Origin of the sequence: Peptoniphilus sp. oral taxon 836 str. F0141 (assembly GCF_000179335.1) — a bacterium.
Taxonomy (GTDB): domain Bacteria; phylum Bacillota; class Clostridia; order Tissierellales; family Peptoniphilaceae; genus Peptoniphilus_A; species Peptoniphilus_A lacrimalis.
Genome location: NZ_AEAA01000015.1, coordinates 1 through 21834 on the forward strand (window position 1 = coordinate 1; position 21834 = coordinate 21834).

At 34.0% G+C, this 21834-nt stretch carries 7 protein-coding genes; 3 read left to right on the forward strand and 4 right to left on the reverse strand.

Going from position 1 to position 21834, the window contains the following annotated elements:
• Window positions 1-175: 175 nt before the first annotated feature.
• Window positions 176-1534 carry an MATE family efflux transporter gene (locus HMPREF9131_RS00320; protein WP_009344734.1) on the reverse strand — a complete coding sequence of 453 codons (1359 nt, stop codon included), beginning with the start codon at window positions 1532-1534 and terminating at the stop codon, window positions 176-178.
• A 391-nt stretch (window positions 1535-1925) separates the two neighbouring features.
• Here HMPREF9131_RS00320 and hutG point away from each other — a divergent pair, with 391 nt between their 5' ends.
• The gene (hutG, locus tag HMPREF9131_RS00330) at window positions 1926-2933 is read left to right on the forward strand and encodes a formimidoylglutamase (RefSeq protein WP_009344747.1); all 1008 of its coding nucleotides are present in this window, start codon (window positions 1926-1928) and stop codon (window positions 2931-2933) included.
• Between the two features lie 99 nt (window positions 2934-3032).
• On the opposite strand, the gene HMPREF9131_RS00335 is transcribed toward hutG, so the two are convergent.
• The 3 genes from HMPREF9131_RS00335 to HMPREF9131_RS08510 all read right to left on the reverse strand — a co-directional run bounded on the left by HMPREF9131_RS00335 (window position 3033) and on the right by HMPREF9131_RS08510 (window position 18527).
• Window positions 3033-4166 carry a 2-oxoacid:acceptor oxidoreductase family protein gene (locus HMPREF9131_RS00335; protein WP_009344737.1) on the reverse strand — a complete coding sequence of 378 codons (1134 nt, stop codon included), beginning with the start codon at window positions 4164-4166 and terminating at the stop codon, window positions 3033-3035.
• Between the two features lie 306 nt (window positions 4167-4472).
• Window positions 4473-14729: an S-layer homology domain-containing protein gene (locus HMPREF9131_RS00340; RefSeq protein ID WP_009344729.1), complete on the reverse strand. Its 10257-nt coding sequence runs from the start codon at window positions 14727-14729 to the stop codon at window positions 4473-4475.
• 153 nt (window positions 14730-14882) lie between these two features.
• Window positions 14883-18527 (reverse strand): InlB B-repeat-containing protein, encoded by a 3645-nt coding sequence (locus HMPREF9131_RS08510; RefSeq protein ID WP_009344732.1) that lies wholly within the window; start codon window positions 18525-18527, stop codon window positions 14883-14885.
• A 336-nt stretch (window positions 18528-18863) separates the two neighbouring features.
• Here HMPREF9131_RS08510 and HMPREF9131_RS00345 point away from each other — a divergent pair, with 336 nt between their 5' ends.
• Both HMPREF9131_RS00345 and htpG read left to right on the forward strand, forming a co-directional pair.
• The gene (locus tag HMPREF9131_RS00345; RefSeq protein ID WP_009344746.1) at window positions 18864-19769 is read left to right on the forward strand and encodes an AEC family transporter; all 906 of its coding nucleotides are present in this window, start codon (window positions 18864-18866) and stop codon (window positions 19767-19769) included.
• Window positions 19770-19846: 77 nt separating this feature from the next.
• Window positions 19847-21718 (forward strand): molecular chaperone HtpG, encoded by a 1872-nt coding sequence (htpG, locus tag HMPREF9131_RS00350; RefSeq protein ID WP_009344726.1) that lies wholly within the window; start codon window positions 19847-19849, stop codon window positions 21716-21718.
• The last annotated feature ends 116 nt before the right edge of the window (window positions 21719-21834 follow it).

Consider the following 21834-nt stretch of genomic DNA (forward strand, 5'->3'; position numbering starts at 1 on the left):
GAGTTTCTTATTGCTTTTATAATACATTAAATGTATAGAATTTTCAAGATTTTAAGAAAATTAACAATTTATAAGCCATATAGAAATAAAAGATAATTTATCTTTTTTCTAATATTATTATAAATGATTTTAAATTTAAATGGGATAGAATTTTGTTGCTATCCCCTCGGTCTAATTATATACTTTCTTTTATTAAATCAATTCTCTTCATTGCAAAATTTTTCATAAAGTATGAAACAAAAATTATAGATGAAGTTTCAGATAGAAGATATGACCACCAAACATATTCTATGGGGGCAATTCTGCTGACTATATAGGTATAGGGCAAAATAATTATAATATTTCTTATTACAGCATCTATTAATGTTAATAGGCCGTTTCCCAAGGCTTGAAATACCGAACCTCCCATTATTGATATTCCTGCAAAGATAAAACATAAAGCTATAATTCTAAGCATTGTTATGCCTACTTCTTTCATAGCATCTGATGCAGAAAAAATATCTAAAAGTTCTTCTGGAAATATCCATAATATAGCTGTGCCTAAAATCATCATTATTGTTCCTACAATCATCGTTAGTTTTATTGTTTTTATTATTCTTTTTTTCTTTTCAGCTCCATAATTGTAGGCTATTATTGGAACCATCCCATTTGTTAAGCCAAATATCGGTAAAAATATGAAGGATTGTATTTTATAGTATGCACCCAATGCCGCTATGGCGCTGGTTGAATATATGGATAAAATTTTATTTAAAAAATAAATTGTTGTTGAGGTTACTGATATCATTACGATTGATGGCAGACCTACTTCATATATTTTCTTTATTATTTGTAATCTAGGTCTTATTTTTTTTATCTGTATATCTTTATTGAGTTTAAAATTAAAATATATTCCAAAAAGTGCCCCTATGATTTGCCCCACAACTGTTGCTATGGCGGCTCCCTTTACTCCCATTGCAGGAAAACCGAAATACCCAAAAATGAAGATAGGATCAAATATAATATTTATTAATGCTCCTATGCCTTGAGTAAACATGGTAAGCATTGAGCGTCCTGTAGATTGAAGTAGTCTTTCGCAATTGATTTGTATAAAAACTCCCATGGAAAATGCCATTATTGTGGATAAGTATTCCACTCCATAATTTACTATCTCTTGTGAAACATTTTGAGATATATAATAATATCTTGGTAATACAAACGAAAGAATTAGCAATATGATGCCATATAAAATTGATAAAAATATTCCATTTTCTGCAGATAGGTTTGCTTTGTCGAAGTTTTTTTCTCCCAATGACCTAGAAAGCAGAGAATTTGTACCTACCCCTGTGCCTACTGCTATTCCTACCATTATATTTTGAAGAGGAAAGGCTATAGAAACTGCTGTGAAGGCTTCTTCTGAAATTTTTCCTATATAATAAGAATCAACCATGTTATATAAAGCTTGGATAAGCATTGAAATTATTATTGGAAAAGATACTGTAAAAAGTAGCTTACCTATGGGGTCAATTCCTAATTTATTTTCTTTTATTTTTTCCATAGTTCTCCTTTCTTTATAAACATAACTATTTTACCTTATAAACATTTTTTTTTAAAGTTTTTAGGGATTTATTACAAAGTGTTTATTATAGAATTTTAGAGAAATTCTTCGAAATTTTCTTATTTTGAACAAGTTTAATATTGTAAAAATAGGGTTTTGTAATTATTATATACTTAGTTAGGTTAATTATATGATATTGTTTATTATTTCAAAATTTCCTAATAAGATTTATAAAAAGTTAAAAGAATTTTTTACTATTATGTATAATGAAAGTAAAAATCCTTTGACTAAGGATAAAATCATAAAAATGTTTTGCAAATTTTTATTCAATTCAAAAATTAAAAATAATGTCAAAACAAGAATTAATTAATTTTTAAAAAGGGAGATTATTATGATTAAATATTATACTCCACAAGACATGACTTTATGGAGCGGTAGAATTGATGATGAAAATGATTTTTCAGCTTTTAGGTGGCATCAATGGGTTCAAAGAATTGATCTAAATGATGACAGTCTAAAGCCCTTTGATGGAAAGCTCGGTTTTGGAATTTTAGGTTTTGAATCTGATCAGGGTATTGAGCTTAACAAGGGTAGATATGGTGCATCAGCAGGGCCTTTTGCTATAAGAAAAGAGCTAAGCAAACTTCCATGTCAGTTCAACCAAAACACTAAGATTTTTGACTGCGGTAATGTTACAAGTAAATATACAAGCCTTGTTGAAGCGCAAAATGCTTTGGCAGATGCTGTGAAAAAAATCTTATCTTTAAATTTATTTCCTATCCTTTTAGGTGGTGGCCACGAAATTGCTTTCGGTCATTACAAGGGACTTTCAAATTATTTAATGGATAAGGAAAAGAAAAATTTAGGTATTGTTTCTTTTGACGCTCACTTTGATTTAAGACCCTATGACAAAGAAAAGGGTGGAACCAGTGGCACAATGTTTAGGCAAATTGCTGATTTGTGTGAAGAAAGAGGCGATAAGTATAATTATTTTGTAATGGGAATCCAAAAACATTCTAATACACAAAGCCTTTTTGATACTGCAGATAATTTAGGAGCTCATTATATTCTTGCAAAGGATATAATTAATTCTGATATTCATAAAATTGAACAAAAACTTGAAGATTATATTAAAGATCTTGATGAAATTTATATAACTATTTGCTCTGATGTCCTATCTACTGCTTATGCTCCTGGTGTTTCAGCTCCTCAACCCTTAGGTCTTGACCCTGAAAAAATTCTTATTCTTTTGAAAAAAGTTTTGCAAAGCGGCAAGGTTTTATCTTTTGATATTGCAGAAGTCAGCCCAAGGTTTGACCATGATAGTATCACTGCAAATATGGCTTCAATTTTAATTTATACTGTTGTGACGAGCCTTGCTAATCATATCTTCGATTGAGTATTGGTCTAATGATTTTATGAAAAGATAATTTTATTCTACAAAAAGGGCTACCTTTTAGGCAGCCCTTTAATATTTAAGTATTATTTATAAGCTTTATTAAATACTTTCTTCATTTTCTTCTTTTAATATTTGATATTGTCCTTCAAGTTGTTGAAGTTGGTAGTTTTCCCAATATTTTAATTCATCATATAGTCTTTTTGCAAAGTCTTTTTTCGCTTTTTCAGAAGCTTTTTTATAAAATTCTATGGAATTATTTTTTAATTTTATTGCTTCTTCAAATATTGAAAGTGCCATTATCCTCTTTTCATCAGAAAATTCTTTCCAATTTATTTTTTCCTCTTCTATAGGTGTTTTATCGACTTCGTCAATATAAATTGATTGACCTTTTAATTTCTTTATCAAACCCTTCAGATAGAGTAAATGTTCATCAGATTGTTTGGCTAGTGACCCAAAAACTTCAGAAGTAATATTTCCCCTTAATATTTCCTTTGACTTATTATAAAACCTTACCATTATTATTTCATTTTCTAAAGCATGTTCAGCTATGGAAAGATCATCCTTAAAGGTTTCTGAATCTATAGAATCTTTAAAGTCTTCGCTTAATTCTTCAAATTCAAATTTTTCTTTATTATATTTATTTGTTTTGACTTCAGCATTTGATTGTCTTTCAATATGTTTTTCTTTTGCACTTGAGCTTCTTACAGCTCCTGCACCTGTAACTACTGCCTTTTGATAAATTGGTAATAGATCTTTTAAATCATAACCGAAAACTTTTGTAAATGCTTTAACAACTGTTCCAAAGTTTAGGGCTTCTGTTACTTCTAGGAATGCTCCCAACATAATCATATGGCTTGTTTTTTGATATCCCAGTTTTCTTGCAAGTTCTGTTGCGGGAATTTTATAAATATTTATATCATCTCTTTTTGGTATGTAATCTATTATAGTTTCATTTATAAATAAATTGCCACCTTTTTCCAGTTTTTCTACAAGTTTTTCTGAAACATCTCCACTTATTATTATCAAGTCAGATAAATCAGTTTCTAGGCAATTTTCTCCTTCAGATTGAGAATAAATTAAACAAAACTTTGCCATGTTAGGTGATTTTTTTCCATAGTTGGGAAGCCAAATAATATTTTTATCTTCATCCATGCTGCCATAGGCTAGTAATTCTCCCATAGCCATAACGCCAGTACCAGCTAATCCTGTTGCAATAATTTTTCTTTTTTTCATTTTTACCTCCCTAAACATTTTACAAAATTTTCTATACCTATAAATAAAATCTTTATTAAATTTCAGCTTATTTTTATATTACCATTATACTTTATAGCTTTTATATTTACAAGATTTTAGCCCTACCCACCAACTTTTAGTTTATACATAAAATATTATGAAAAAAATTAAGTTATCATGCATATATTTCCTTTATAATTTATAATTTCAATATAAGTGCTGAATTAGAAATTAAAAAAGAGAAGACTCAAAAACACGAGTCTTCTCAATATTTGATATAGCTTTTTGTGAAATAAACTCTCCTCTTTATCTTTCAATTCTTTGGAATTTATCTTTAGTTATGGTAAATCCATCTAAATTGATATTAAAGATTTCATTGCTCATGTCTATTCCATGTGCCCTATAAAGTTTTTTGTCATGCAAGAAAGTATTGCTTGCACATAAAATATCTTCATAAGACCACATCTTGTCATTTATATCCTTATAATTTACAAGGGCTTTGTCATTTCTCTTAATATAAGTTTTATCCAGGACTCTTTCAAAAGCTTTATTTGAAACTGCGGCTACTTCTTGTCTTGGAATAAATTCATCTGCCTTAAAGTCTGCCAGTCCGTCACTATAAATTGCAAGCCAGCCTGCTTGATAAGCTGCTTCAATTTCTGCCATAGCCCAGTGACCTTCTCTTAAATTCATATGATTACCTGAAAGGTCTCTTAATTCTTGGAATCTCTTTAATGTTCCTATCCATTCGGCTCTGGTTATTTTTTCCTGAGGCTTAAAGTTTCCGTCATCATAGCCCTTAAAGACATTAGCTTGAGTTACAATCTTGACTGCTTCCGTGTACCAAGCGTTGCCAATATCTTTGTAAGAAATTTTATAATTCGGATCATATTTATATCCGTCTTCTTTTAGAGCATTGGCAAGAATTTGCGCTGCTTCAGCACGAGTTAAACCATCAAACGGTCTGAATTTTCCTTCAAATCCTTGCATATACCTTACTTCCTTGACAAAAGCATTGTCAGGTACCTTTATTACCTTTTCTACTGGCTTTTCAATATATATTGTTGAGCCGCCTGAATAGTTTGGTCTATATTCTGGATAATCTGGATACTTAGGATAATCAGGGTTTGGTTTATCTGGTTCATCTGGTGTCGGAGTTGGAGTTGTTGTCTTGTATTGAGCAACGATGTCCGTATCTTGGTCAAAGCTCATCCTGCCATCAAAGTTTACTTTTTCATTGTTATCGACCAAGTCGTTCTTAGCAGCTGTTGCAGCAGATCTAAACATACTCATTGATCTTGTTGTCCAGCCATAGTTTGGATTATCTTGGCCTTGTCCAGGTTTTTCTGCCTTCCAGTAGATAAACTTATAAGCATCTCTACCTTCAGCCTTTATTTCTGGAATAATAACAGAAGCATTTTTCCTTACATAGTAAGTCTTTCTTTGTTGGTTCTTAGCCTTAGCAGTAGGAATTAATGTTACTATTACATAGTCATTATCTCTACCTGGATTTGATTTTTTCAAATCATCTTCTGCCTTAGCTACATAATCAGGCTTGCCACCATTAGTTAGACCTTCATAGATGTTTTTATAAACAACTATTGGAATTTCTACTATGCTAACAGTGCCATCTTTTAATGTTACTTTTGCATTTATAGTTTCAGTTCTATTGATTTGATTAATATTGTTTTCGCTGAGTTTACTATATGCGTATTCTGTAAAATCTTGAGAATCCGTTAATAATTCTACATTTTCTACTTCGCCTGGAACTTTGCTTTTTACCAAAGCTTTTAATTGCTCTTCCCTTGGAAGATAATCATTAACTCCCTTCCAAGATTCTGTAGTGTAATAAATATCTACTAATTCTGCTTGACCTTTAACATACTCAGCAACAATAGTTGTCTCCTTTTTAAATTGTCCTGTTATAGTGTCATTCCAAGATTTTGTTTTGTCTTCTGTTTCCCAACCATTAAATTTCCAAGTAAAATCGCTAGGATTGTTTTGATCTTTTGGAACATACTTACCCTTTGGATTAGCTACAGTAATGGTTACTTCTATCTTAGGATTTACCCAGAAAGTTTTTTCAAATTTACTGTCATCAGTTGCCAAGTCTGTTGTCTTAACAATAACTCTTACAAAGTAATCTGGAAAAGTTGATGTTTCTCCAGGACGTTCTTCAACTACATCTCCTGTAACCTTGTATGGTACAACTTTTTCTTTCACTTCTCCGTTTGGATAAGTTACTACTATCGTAGTCTCTCTTTGGTCTGGACTACTTGTATTTGGTTCGGTACCAGGTTTAAATGCAAATTTTGTTCCTGGTGGAAGAGTGCCCACAGCATCAGGATTATTGTCATCATAAGCATTCTTTATGAAGTCCTTTGGCTCTGGCTTTGAGTATTGTGAGAACCAAGGATTATCTTTCTCTTTAGGTTCTACATTTTTGTTAAATTCATAAGTTGCTATTATTGTAGATTCTTTTTCTGTGAATGTGTCCCTAATTTCTGTTTCATAGAACTTAGCAGGATTACTTCCTTGCAATTGCCACTTAATGAAGTTGTTTGTCTTTTTAACTTCATCTTCTGTTACTTCTTTTCCTTTTGGAGCAAGTATTCCTGGTATAGTAACTTCTACATTTGGCTTAACCCAGAATACTTTTGTAAACTTCGTATTTGGAGTTGCCTTGTCTGTTGTATCTACTGTTACCTTTACATAAGAGTCTGGTACAAGTGGTCTGTCATTTCCAACTTGAGGAACTACATGGTCAACTACTGTAAGTGGTACATCTACTATAGTAACTGCACCGCTTGGGTACTCAACCTTAACTTTTGAAGTTACTTTGCCTGTTTTATCAACTTTAGGTTCTTCCTCATAAGTTATTTTTGTTCCATCTGGAAGTGGTTTTTCTGTACTTCCTGGAATGTTTGAGATTAAGTCTTTAGCTTCAGGTACATCTCCCTTTGCTGTCACAGCATTTTCTTTTGCTATAGGTTCTTGAATTATATTAATCCAATTAAACTCATATTTAGCAGTGATGTCAGTATCTTGGATAAACGTATCGCTAACGCTTGATCCTTTCCATGAATTGATAGCACCTCTAGTTACTGTCCAACCAATAAATTTGAAGGAAGATTTATTTCCATTTATATCCATTTCTTTTCCTTCAGGTTTATTTGTAATTGTAACTTTCTTCAATGGATTTACAAAGTAAACTTTTTCTTTAGTGTCTGTTGCCTTATCTGTTGGAATAAATTTAACAGTTACATAGCCAGCTGGTTTTGTTACTCCAGGTTTTTCTTCAATTACATCGGCTAAAGCCTTGAAATTAAAGGTAATCACGTCACCGTCATTAAACTTAGCGTTTAATGGCTTATCCCATTTTCCGCCTTCTGCTGTGTAGCCAGTATTTGGATTCTTGGTAATTTCCTTTGCTGTGTCTGTTAGGTCTACAATCTTTTCAGGATTTACATAGTAAACTGTCTTTCCTTCTAATGAACCCTTAGCATCTGCCTTGAAAGTTACTGTGATATATCCGGATGGCTTGTCGCTTCCATCAGTCTTTTCTTGTGGGAAGATGCCAGCCAATGGCTTATACTCTGCTGTAATTCTTGTGTCTTCTTTGAACTTTTGTTTTAATGCTTTATCCCATTTGCTAAATTCATATCCAACGCCTGCATTTACTGTTGGTGCTGGTACTGTAACTTCTTTATTAGGATTTACATAATAAACAACTGTTTGTCCACTTAATTCACCATGATCGCCCCTGTCAAACATTACTTTGACATAGCCATCTGGTTTATCAGAACCATTTGGATTCTTTTGAGGGATTACATCGCCCTTTGTATTGTAAAGAGCTTTGATTACATATTTGTCTTTGTATTGGATAGCTCTTTCAATTTGAGTATCCCATCCAGCAAAGTCAAATCCTGTGTTAGGTGTAACTTTTGGTGCCTTGTCTTTTAATACATGTGCTTTATTTGGATTTACATAGTAAACTGCTTGTCCTGTAAGTTTTCCATTTTCTTCTGCACTAAATGTTACTGTTATATATCCTTCTGGTTTTTCTGTTTCATCATTCTTTGTCTTTGGAATAACATCGTCAATTTCTTTGTATTGAGCAATAACTGTAAGATCGCTTAATATTTCTTTTGTGTCAGCAAAATTCCAGCCAGTAAACTTATATCCTGTTTCTGCTGTAACTTTTGGTTTTCCTAAATCAGCAATAGTTTTATTTGCCTTTGGATTTACATAGTAAACTTTTTGTCCTTCTATCTTACTTGCATGTTCACCCTTGTCAAAAGTCACTGTTACATAAGCATCTGGTTTAGCATTTGGCTTACCTTTGTCATCTGTTGAAGGAATAATGTCTTCAAGTTTCTTGAAATTACCCTTAACTGTTGTGTTATCTGTGTACCTCTTAGCTGTCGTCGTATCTTGATCCCACTTTTCAAAGACATAGCCTGTTTCAGCTAGAGTCTTTGGTTGTGGAAGAGTTACATCTTTAGCTGGATTTACATAGTAAACTGTAACTTCGTCTTTAACAATTTGTCCGCCAGTTGCCGGATCAATTTCAAAAGTTACTGTTACATAGCCTTTTGGTTTTTCTGAATCGTCAGTCTTTGTCTTTGGTACGACATCCTTACGTTCATTGAATCCTGCTTCAATTGTAGTTACTTCATCTTTGTAAACTGTAGGAATATTTGTATCCTTATCCCATGCTCCAAATTCAAAACCTGTATTAGCCTTTGTTGTTGGTGGGTTGATTGTTACATATTCAGTTGGATTTACATAGAATTTTGTAACGCCTTCAAGTGTACCCTTATCTGCGTCTGCATCCTTAACCTTAAATACTACTTCCTTGTAGCCTTCTGGCTTAGCATTTTTATTTCCCTTCGTATCTTTTTCTGGAATAACTGTACCAAGCTTAGTAGATTTTGCAGTTACAAGTATATCTTCTGTGATTACAAGGCTATCTTCCTTATCCCACTTATCAAACTTGTATCCAGTTTCAACTGTATATCCTGGTTTTGCAAGATTAGTATCTCCAAGCTTTATACCTGCATCCTTCTTAACATAGTAGGCTTTTTGCTCTTTTAATTTTAATCCATCTTCTACTGCGAATGTTACTCTTACATAAGTGTTATCCGGTCTTGTTGTAGGATTATCAACTGGATTATACTCGATGATTTTCTTATCATCATCCCATTGAGCATAAGCTGTAGTATTTTCTTTTAAGTTGATTTGATCGCCGGCTTGATGAATTTCAGTGCCAATCTTCCAGCCTTTGAAGCTTGCATCTTTCTTAGCAAGATCACCCTTGCCTGCAAGTCTGACATTTGTGTCATAATCAACTGTAAGTTCTGCAGGTACTGTTCCTGTAGCTTCATTTGCATCGTAAGTTAATTTTACTACCTTAGGCTTGAAGGTTGCAATATGCACCCTACCTCTTATAATAGGACTTTTAGTGTCGATTTCTGTAAGCCACTGATCAAAGATATATTTATCAGGATTATTTGCACTTGTCTTTGGAACAGGTAGTTGTGTTTGACTTGCAGTTGCATCTGCAGGAGCAAGTTTAACATCCTTCTTCGGATTTACAAAGTAGACTATTTCTCTTTCACTATCTGCTTTGTTTCCTTCATTTTCATATAGGTCATTTCCCTTTATTGTGCCCTTACCGTCTGTTTCGAAGATGATAACAACATAGCCTGATGGGGCTGTATCTTTAGGTCCTGCTTTGATTATATTTGGAAGTTGCGTATACTCTGCTGTTACATTTATATCACTTGTTCCAGCTATAGCTGTTTCCATTGGCTTGTCCCAATTACTAAACTTGTAAGTTGGCATTGGCACTACAGTAATTCCACTAATATCTAGGTCTTTTAGCTTCTTGCCAGCCTTTGGATTGACATAGAATGTTGTTCGTCCATCTAATACGCCGTGATCTCCCTTTAGGAAGTTAACTATAACATAGCCTTCCGGTTTGGCATTCACTGTACCATCAGGATTCTTAGACGGAATTATATCATTTAGCTTTTTGAATTCTCCTTTAACAGTTGTGTCAGTAGTATATTGCTTAGCTTCTGTTGTGTCTATACTCCACTTTTCAAATTCATAGCCTGTATTTGCTGTTGTCTTTGGTGGATGAATTGTTACCTCTGTATTCGGTCTTACAAAATAAGTGATAGTTTGACCGTCTTCAATCTTGCCAGCATCTGTCGGGTCAATTACAAAAGTAACTTTAACAAAGGTTGGTGGTTTTTGTGAATCATCAGATTTTGTCTTTGGAATTACATCGCCTTTTGTATTAAACTTTGCAGTTATAATTGTATCTTTAGTGTAGTTTATATTGTTTGCCAATATAAAATCTTTACCATCACTTTCCCAAGTTGAAAACTCAAAGGAAGTATTTGGAACTGTTGTTGGTGGAGTAAGTTTTACATACTTATTAGGATTTACAAAGTAAGTCTTTTCTCCTCCTTGAAGCTTACCATTTGCTCCAGCCTTAAATGTAACTTTTACATAGCCTGCTGGTTTTTCCGAATCATCAACCTTTGTCTTTGGTATTACATCATCAAGAGCCTCATATTGTGCAACTACAAAGATATAATCCTTTATAACTGTAGAATCTTGAACATCCCAGCCTGTATGCTTCCAACCTGTGTCAGGTGTTACTGTAGGCTTTGTTAAGTTGCCAATAGTTTGTGCAGGATTTGCTTTTGGATTGACATAATATAAGATTTGTCCGTCCAACTTATTAGCGTGGTCTCCTCCGATGAATAAAACAGCTACATAGTCTATCGGTTGCAAGTTCGGTGTTCCATCGTCATTAGTTGATGGTATGATGTCTTTAAGTTTAGTAAAGCTACCATAGATAGTTGTGTCTTTACTATATTGTCTTTCCTCAGCAGGTTTAATTATTTGGTCATTAGGGTTAGTTCCCAATCTCCATTTATCAAAGATAAATCCTGTGCCGGCCATCGTCTTAGGAGCTTTTAGTGAAACTTGTCTAGTTGGGTCTACATAGTAAGTTTTGATTTCATTGTCAGCAATCTTACCATCTGTGCCGTTTATTACAAAAGTAACTTCTACATAGCCCTCTGGCTTTGTTGAACCATCTAGTTTTGGATAAACTGCTTCCTTTTGGTTGAACATTGCAGTTATAGTTGTATTTTCTTTATAGTTTATAAAGTTTGCTAGGCTAAAGTCACTTTGAGACTTGCCGCTCTTCCATGCTCCGAAATCATAGCCTGTATTGCCCTCTGGTGTAGGTGCTGGTAAGTTTACATACTTAGTAGGATTTACATAGTAAACTTTTTCGTCTATCGGATTACCATTTTCTTTTATTACACCATTGTCGCCTGCTTTGAAAGTTACCTTTACATAGCCAGGGTGATTTACTGTATCAAAATCATCTAATACTTTAGCCTTTGCAGTTACAAGTACATCTTGGTCTGCGATTACAAGACTATCTTCCTTATCCCAATTAGTAAACTCATAACCAGTTTCAGCTTTATATCCTGGTTTATCAAGTTCTGCATTTCCAAGTTTTATGCCTGCATTTTTCTTTACATAGTAGGCTTTTTCTTTTGTTAGTTTTAATCCATCATCTGTTGCAAAGCTTACTCTTACATAGCCATCTGGTCTAACCATTGGGTCTGTAGCACTTGGGTCGTAAGGAATTATATTTTGTGAACTTTCATAAGTTGCAGTGATTACTGTTTCTTTTTCAGTAAACTTTTTAGGAGTGCTTGGAGTATAAACTGCTCCATCTGCTTCTGCTCCCACCTTCCATTCTTTGAATGTGAATGTAGCCTTAGCTTCTGGATTTGCTATTGGAATTGTTACATCTTTCTTAGGATTTACATAGAAAATCTTTTCTGTATCATCTTTTGCCTTGTCAGTTGGTACGAATTTTACTTCTACATATCCATCTGGTTTTTCATTTGGATTGCCACTGCCATCTTTTGCCGGAATGACATCAGAATCTTTTTCATAGTAAATCTTAATTGTTGCCTTGTTACTTAGGGCATATTTTCCATCTTTTGGATTTAGTTCGATTCTGTTGAACTTGTAGCCTGTAAATTTAGGTGCTGAATCTGCTGTATAAACATTTTTGTCTATTGCTTCGTCAGCTGTGCCAGCTTTTTCACTTGGATATTCAACTCCGTCAATCTTAAATTTATCATCAATAGGCTTGCCATTTAAGTCAAGGTATTTAACAAGAGCACTTGCCTTGCCATAGTTGGCATAGAACACTTCAGCAACATCCCAATTATTTGGGTCCTTAAGTTTTATTACATAGCCTGCATCAACTTTTGTTCCCTTTGTATCTTTGTCTTGCCACTCTATGAAGCTTTCATCTGCCTTAGAAGGTATTCCATATTTTTCTTCTACTGCTTGTCTGACTTCTTCAAAAGTTACATCTTCGTAAGTCTCGCCACTGCCTTTACAGTACACATAGACAGTAACTTTTGCTTCTCCACCTGTAAATGCACCTGTATTAGCATCAAAGACAACTGGGAAGTGAGCCATTGAGCTTGATTTGTCATCTGTTGTTACTTTTTTAAAGTATTGGTAAGTGATTGTAGCAGTTGCAGGGTCTGTATAATTTGCAGGTTTTTTATCTACACTTACATTACTTATAATATAGCCTTTAAATTTAGGCGCTGCTGCTTTTTCAGCTTCTTGATTATAGGCTGGATCTGGAACATTATCACCAAGCTTACCAATTTTTTCTGTAGGGTAATCTACTCCATCTATATGGTACTTAGTGTCAATTTCCTTTTTATTTTCGTCAACATATTTAATCCTAACTTTGCCTTGGCCGTATTGAGCTATGATTGTCGAATCTTCTGCAAATTGGTGTCTTTCACTTAGTTTATAACCAGTACCAGCACCTGTTGCACTGTCTGCCTTCATCGTCCATCCTGTAAAGTCTTCTTTTACCCCTTCAGGATCATTACCTGGTATTAGAACTTTAGCATTTGGATTTACATAGTAGAAATATTTTTGTGGGTCTTTAGCCTTAGTAGTTGGGTCTAGAGTTACCTTTACATAGTTAGCTGGAACGTAGTCTGGCATACCTGTCTTTGTCTTTGCTTGGTAAATGTTCTTGATAACCTTAACTGGTACAGTTACTGTTTGAACTTCTCCATTTGCAAAGGTAACTTTTACCTTTATATTTTCAATTCTGCTTGCTTTACCGTCGTCGTCTTTTTCTTTTAGCTTTTCATATAGGGCAGTCTTTAATGCGTCAGGATTTGCATAAGGCTCACCTGCATCATCTACTATAGTAACTTTATCGTTATCGCCTAAAGCTTTGGCCTCACCATTTTTTACTTGAATAGCTGCTTTAAGGTTAGCATCTGTAAGCTCTTTATCAATAAAGTCGTTAACCCATTTGTTTTTACTATCTTTATATGATTCGTGAACTACAAGCTCACTTGTTTGTGAGAGTCTTGGACTGATAACTGTATCTTTTGTAAACTTGTGACGCTTAGCAAAGTCGAACTTGCCGTTTGCTTTACCCTCATCATTTTGGGCATCTTGATCAGCTGTCCAATTAATAAGAGCTGCTGTTCCATTTGAGTCGTTCGAAATTTCTACCCAAGCTTTTGGATTTACGTAGTAAACCTTGTTGTCCTTGGAGTTCATGTCACCAGTAGGAGCAACTGTTACTTTTACATATTCGCCTGTTATATCTTTTAGTCCGCCGTCTTTAGCTTCTTTCTTTTCAGCTTCACTTAGGAATAGTGGTTTCTTTCCTGTAGTCAATGCTTCGTAAACATTTTTGTAAACCTTAATAGGTATATCAAGTTCTTGTGGGTCCTTTCCATCTGTGAAAGTAACCTTAGCCTTGATATTTACTGTGCGAATAAGTTCGACATTGTCGGCCTTGCCTATTTCTTTTACTAAATCATAAACTTGATCGTCTGTGGTTAATTCGGTTCCAGCTTCATCATATAATTTAATTACAGCTTCTGCTGGAAGTTTTGCTACCTTGCCTTTTTCCATCCAAACTAATTGTTTCTTTAAGTCTTCAATCTTTGGAGCAAAGTCATTTGACCAGTCTTTTGGTTTAATAGTTGGATCAGCTGGATTTTCTTTTATAGGCTTAGGGTCTTTAAAGGCTTCTGTTCTTACTATGCCGGATGCAGATAGACCTGACCATTCGAAGTAGGCTGTAAATGTGTGGGCTTCCTTGATAATTGTGTTGTCATTTAATAGTGGTTTGTTGTCCCACTTAATAAATTTCTTTCCAGTTTCCGGTGTGATATAGTACTTGCCCTCTTCTTTTTGTTTTTCACTACCATCATCATTTTTTCCACCAACCCATTCTTGCGGAACTGGTAATAATTGTGATTGAAGTCCCTTAATTACATCATAGTAAAGTTCAGTAACTTCTTTTCCATCCTTGTCTTTGAAGGATCCACCCTTTTCTGCCTTAAAGGTTACTCTTACATAACCATCTGGTGTCGGATCATCTTTTTTAGTTTCAATTACTCTTACGTCTTTATAATAGAAGAATATTTGATCTGATCCAGTGCCATTGATACCCAAGAATTCATTTGTTTTTTCATTTACATCGAAAAATAGTTGTTGTTGAGACTTTTCATTGTCAGCTAAAACCCAACCAGGGATTCTTCTATAGTTTCTTGCATCATAGTGACGGTTACCATTGGAAACAGCTTCTGGATCTACAATTTGGTATTCCTAAATAAGTTTCTCAAAATCTGTTCTCTTAGCTTCAAATTTCTCTTTATTTCCTTCATTTGCTTTTAAAAGAGCGTCATCTTTTAAACCGCTTGTATCTGTAAGCTTCAAGTCCGTGAAGAATTTTTCGACTTCTGCTTTACCTCTTTCATCTATATAGTTGACCTTGTAGTCACGAGTTCTAAAGGGTCTGTAGAAGAAGTGGAAGACATTGTCTTTGAATTTTGGATTGTCAATTAAGTTTCCACTGCCATCATCAATCTTTTCCGGCTCTACTTTAAAAGTTTGGAAGTAGGTGTTATCAGCCTTTACTCTTCTATTATATTCATCATATAGCGTTTTTAAGTCGCCAGTTAATTTTTCTTCAAGCTCTTTGTGATTTGCCAAGATATATTTTTCATCTTGCTTGTCTCCACTTGTAGCAACTAGATATCCTGTACGTTTACCATATAAAGTCTCAGGTCTCATTTCTGTTTCTTTACTTAAATCTAAGCTTAGAATGTGGTGTTCCACCTTTACATCTACTCTGTCGTTAGGAACCCAAATTGCCTTTAGATAGATTGGAGATACAACATCGTTGCCAAAAGAATATAGTTCTGGAACCTTATAAGTTTTACGATATGAGTCGTCGATTTGGTTTGTATAGTCGCCTTTAGCATCCTTTGTATAACGGATTGCTTCCCAACCCATAAAGTCGTAGCCCTTCTTTGTAGGCTTCTTAGGTTCTACAAGTTTTTGTCTTTGAATAACTGTAAAGACTTGCTTGTCGCCTTCATTCTTTTCTTTTTTCGCAAAAGTCTTTGTCTCTTCTTGACCTTTGTCCCCTACTTGGATGGTCTTGCGTTTTTGAGTTACTTTTGCTTCGTCAATTGAACTTAAATTTCCACCGTTTGGGTCGAAAGTTACCTTCCATTGATAATCAGGTTCGCCCCACTTAGCATAGAGGTTGACTGGGTGGAAAGGCATTTTCTCGCCTGGGTTCTCCCAAATAAGTTTAGTTCCAGCAGGGTCCAGTGCCCATCCCTTAAATACCATTTGGTCTGAAAGATTGTCCGGTCTTTTAACCTTGAGTTTTCCATCTTTTGAATCTGTAAATACAAGGTCTGTCAGGCCTAATTTTTGCAGATTTTCCGGATTGTCTAGTAAGTTTTTCGGGCCTTCCTTTGTGTTTACTTTTTTATATTCATTGTTATCATCCACATCAGGGCTTAGAGCCTTTAGTGGGAATTCGTAAAAGGTGTCCAATTGGTTTTTGGAATTAAAATAAGAATCATCCCTAATAATTGATGGGTCGTAGTTAAACCTTAGTGGATACTTGTTACGAGTGTATTTGAAGCGTAGATAGCCGTTTTCTTTAAATTCTTGACCACCTTTCTTTACGTCCCCATATTCATCGGAATCGCTAAAGAATACTGGTATAAAGTCTAGCTGACCTATAGGAAGTTTAATACCTTGGTTGTTATAGTATGACCCACAAGTGTTAGTTGTTATTGCATCACGTTCGTCGTTTAGGTCATCAATGTCATTTTCAGTCACACGGCCGTTTTCCTGGCTTCCCTCTGCGATACTCGGCCATTGTTTTTTAGGGTCATAGCCATAAGGGGTAAAGCCTGTAACTTTAGGGTATCTGTGGCCATAGTCCATACCGGCGGTGTCTGCCTTGGTCCTAACAAGGTCGTAACGTATGATGGTTTCTCCGTCCTTAAAGCCGCCCATCCAAAAGTCCATGTGGTGAGGGATAGATGGATGATCCTGCTTAATACCGAAGGAAAGGGTTGTAAAATCGGACCACTCTAAATCCATCGTTGTTCCGTCGCCCTTATCTATATTCTTAGTATAGCCTCCCCATTTGGTGTATTTTTCCATGTCTAGGAATTCTTCGGCATTAAGTCTATAGGGTGGTGTGTCTAAATGAAGTGGAAAATTCGGTACACTATAGTTTGGTCCCCAGCCGAAAGATTGATATCCCGGTGTAAAGCCCTTTGTTTGCTTAGCATCATTGGGCCACTTATACATCATCTCATTGAATCTTGCCTTGTAGTGGTATGGCTTGCCGGGTCCGCCTAACATCACCGATTCTTCCTTTGCCGGGTCGTAGCCCCAAATTTCAGGATAGATGGTGTTTTTATCAGGTTGTGCATTGGACTTAGTAAAGTATAGGTCGTAGACTTGTCTGTCGTAGTAGATGTTGTAGACAGTCTTGCCTGTTGAAGACACCGTCTTATCGCCGTTTTGGTCATCTGTTAATTTTTTATTGTAAACATAGAACTTGTTTAGATAAAGATTTCTGCCACGATTAAATCTTACGTTAGCCCATATCTTATCTAGACGAGCTTGGTCTAGGTCTGGGAATTTTAGTCCATTTACAGGTTCATTATCCAGGTCCGGTCTCATTCCTGTGTCTTTGTCTTTATATACACGAGTTCCCATGTAGTCGTACTTGTCCATTAGACTTGCACCCTCTGCGTGGTCTGCCTTTTCTGCCCAGAATTGGACAGCGTAGTCTGCCTTTTCCTTGTCCTTCCACACAGCTGTGAAAGTAACTTTGCTTGCTGGCATAATCAAATTGGCATCAAGATTTTTGCTAGCTTCATTAGTTCCAACTTTAATTATTTCATTTGCCTTAAATGTTTTTCCATCACTTGTATTTAAATCAACAGATGGCTTCCAACCTTGGAAATCGCCGCCTACTTTTGTAGGAATATCTTCATCTGCAATTTTAGGCATGGCTTGTCCATAGTAAAGAGTACGAGTTGGAAGAGGAGTGCCGCCTGCAGTGTCAAAAACTACATCGTAGTGGGCACGGTTGTAACGGTATTCCAAGACAAAGTTCTCAGCATTTTGTGGAACTTGCATATTTATATAGTCAGCTTCTGGAATAAAGCCTTTTCTTCTAGGATCACTTTCACTCAATGGGCTGGCTTGCATAGTGGAACCAGTGTTTCCGTTTTGAGTGATAATAAGTTCATGCTTTTCCACTTCTTCAATAGTAACTTCTTCTGATCGAGTTTCACCCTTTTTTATCAAAGTTCCTTTACTTCCATCAGATTGTGTAATTGTTCCATCTGGATTGGTGTACTTAGTAAAATCTTCTAAGTCTTGGAAGACGTGTTTGATTTTAATTTTATTACTTTTAGCAGAGTAGTTAAACTCTTTATTGTCAGAAAATCTAAAGCCGTTAATATCATTGCCTTCTTTGTTTTTTCCATCTGAAGCACCTTTAACAGTATTGTAGTCAATTGTAAAATTTTCTTGTGGTTTGTCATAACCTGCAATGTCAGGTAGGTCCATAGTCTTATTGACCTTATCCTTTTCTGCTTGACTTGCTGCTTCACCTACACTTGCGATGTATGGTTGGTAATCAACCTGATACTTTTCCCCTCTTTGCACCTTGTAGTCTGTGCGTAGGGTATAGATATCCGGCTGTTTCGGATTTTTTATTAAATCCTCAGCCGTCTTGCCATTTTCTGGTTTTGCAGGCTTAACAGGTGTCAGTTTGTTTACAATCTCTGACTTCTTGTCCGTTAAATCATCATAATTATAATTAACCTCTGCAAATACGCTTAGAGGTAATGATGTAAACAGCATCAATGCAGATAACATAAACAAAAAGACTCTTTTTAGTCGTGTTTTCATTCTTTCCATAACTTTTCCCCTCTCCTTATTAAAAATAATATTCCAGTAATACCTATTTTCATATAAAATAATTTGTATAAAATAATAATTATATGTTACCGGAATGTCGATTTTTATTTTTTCTTATGTCTAATAATAAAATTTATAGTTTTTTACCTATTAACATCCAGTTTAATTAAACTACATTTATATTATACACTTTAATTAGGAAAATAAAAGAAAAATACGTAAAAATTTAGGTTACCTTCTACTTTTTACTATTTATTTGAATATTTCCTTGCTATTTAAAATATTGTACTTTTATACTACAATATTAGATAATATGTATATAAGATGGAGGTAAGGATGAAACTTTTATATACCATTCTTAATTTAATGACTTTTATAGCCATAGGTTTTTTACTTAAAAAAATAAAATTATTTTCTAAGGAAACAGCACAGGAGCTTAATTCTTTTGTTTTTAAAGTTGCTTTTCCTTTAAATATAATTACTTCTTTTTATAAGGTTAATTTAGCGGAAGTAATAAATTTCTCATTCTTTTTATATATTACTTTTACATTTTTTCTATCTTTTTGCATAGCTCTTGCTATTTCTCACTTACTTCATAAAGATGGGCTTAATCGTGCAGTAACAACTGTTGCCGTTTACAGGGGAAATTTTATTATTATGGGCTTTCCCATATTAGAATCTCTGCTTGGAGATGCTTCCCTGATATATGCCGGAATAATACTTGCCATTTCGCAAGTTTTTTATAATATTACAACTGCTTGGGTCTATGAAAAAGCAACTTTAGCCAAGGCCGATTACAAAAAACTTTTTTTTAATATTTTTAAAAATCCAATGCTCTTAGGTGTTTTAATAGGTATTTTAATTAATTTAACAAATTTTAACCTTTATTTTTTAGAAAATCCTTTTAGAACAATAGGAAAAACCGCTACAACTTTTGGACTTATTGTCTTGGGTCATGGACTTTCTTTTGATTTTGATAAAAATAATCTAAAAAATACAATAATTGTTGCTTTTGCAAAACTTCTCATTCTTCCCGCCATTGCTTTTTTTGCATCCAATTTATTTAATTTAGCTCCTATAGAAAAATCAACAGCAATTATCTTGTTTGCCTGCCCAACTGCAATAGTATCTTATACTTTTGCAAAAAATTATAAGGCTGATACAAAACTTGCCCAAAATTATGTGATATTCACGACTTTTTTATTTATGTTTACAATCTATCTGGTACTAAAAATTTTTTAATTGGGTTTGACTAATTTTGAAAAAAGTTATATATTATTAGCAGAGACATTCTTTGAGTGCTAAAGGAAGGTGACATTATGGAAAACAAAAAATTTAAAACTGAGTCCAATAGATTAATGGACCTTATGATTAATTCAATCTATACAAATAAAGAAATATTTTTAAGGGAAATAATATCTAATGCATCTGATGCTATGGATAAAATGTATTATATTGCTCTAACTGATGATAAAATAAATTTTAATAAGGACGATTATTATATAAGAATAAATCCAGATAAGGAAAATAGAACTATTACAATTGAAGACCATGGTATTGGTATGGATAAAAAAGAGCTTGAAGATAATTTAGGCACTATTGCAAAATCAGGTTCTTTAGATTTCAAAAATAATAATTCAAAAGATAAGGATGATGATCATCAAATCATAGGTCAATTTGGTGTGGGATTTTATTCTGCCTTTATGGTGGCAAAAAAAATTGAAGTTTTGACTAAATCTTATAAAAGTGACAAGGCTTATTTATGGGTCAGCGAAGAAGCTAAAGATTATAATATCTCCGAAAGCAAAAAAGATGATTTTGGAACTATAATCACCCTCAGCTTAAAGGACAATACTGACGATGAAAACTATGATGAATTTTTGGATGAATACAAAATAAAATCTCTTGTCAAACGCTACTCTAACTACATTCGTTATCCTATCAAGATGCTTGTAGAAAAAACTAAGCCCTCTAAAGATTCCACTGACGAAAACCCCAAGTTTGAAACTTACAAGGAAGATGAAGTTCTAAATTCTATGGTTCCTCTTTGGAGAAAAAATAAAAATGAATTAAAAGAAGAAGATTACGATAATTTTTACAACGAAAGACACTACGGCTACGATAAGCCTTTAAGCTATTTACACTTAAATCTTGAAGGAAATGTTTCCTTTAAGGCGGTCTTATATATTCCCTCTCAAAGACCCTTTGACTTTTTCAACGTAGACAGAAAAAAAGGTTTGGAACTATATTCCAACGGGGTTATGATCATGGAAAATTGCGAAGAGCTTTTGCCTGATTATTTGTCTTTTGTAAAAGGTGTTTGCGATAGCGAAGATATTTCTCTTAATATTTCTCGTGAAATGCTACAAAATACTAGAGAATTAAAACTTATCAGACGCTCTATAGAAAAAAAGGTTTTTGAAGAGTTAAAAAGGCTTTTTAAAGATAAGAGAGAAGATTATATAAAATTTTTCCAAAACTTTGGTGTGATTTTAAAATCCGGTGCCTATGCAAACTTTGGTCAAGATGCAGATAAGTTAAAAGATTTCTTAATTTATAAGACAACAAAAAGGGATTATATATCTTTAGAAGAATACATTAAGGATATGAAACCTGATCAAAAATATATATACTATGCAACAGGTGAAAGTGTCGACCAAATCAAAGAACTTCCGCAAATAAAATCAATTATGGACAAGGATTATGAAGTTTTATTATTTGATGATCCTATTGACGAGTTTGTGGTAAAAGTTTTGAGAACTTATGGAGAAAAAGAATTTAAGTCTATATCTCAAGCAGAAGAATCCTCCGACAAGGATAAGGATGAATCTAATGAAGATTCTAAACTCCTATCTAGTATGAAAGATATTTTAAAAGATGAAGTTGTTGATGTTAAGGAAAACAAAAACTTAACTACAGATGCAGCTTTCCTTTCAAGTCAGGGAGAAATTTCTATTGATATGGAAAAAACTCTTGCTCATATGCCTGGTCAAGAAGGATTTAAAGCAGAAAAAGTTTTAGAAATCAATCCAAAACACGTTGCTTTTAAAAAATTAAAGGAATTTGAAAAAACTGACAAGGATAAGTTCAAACTTTATACTGAACTTCTATACAACTGTGCAAGACTTATTGCTGGTCTTGATATTGATGACCCTGTCGATTTTTCTAGAAATATTGGCAAACTTCTTTGATTTATTTTCATTTACTATACTTTTTGGTTTTTAAGGGACAGTCCTAAAGGACAGTTCCTTTTTCTGAACCAACATATCTTGTAGATTTTCTATGAGAAATTTAGGAATAAATAAAA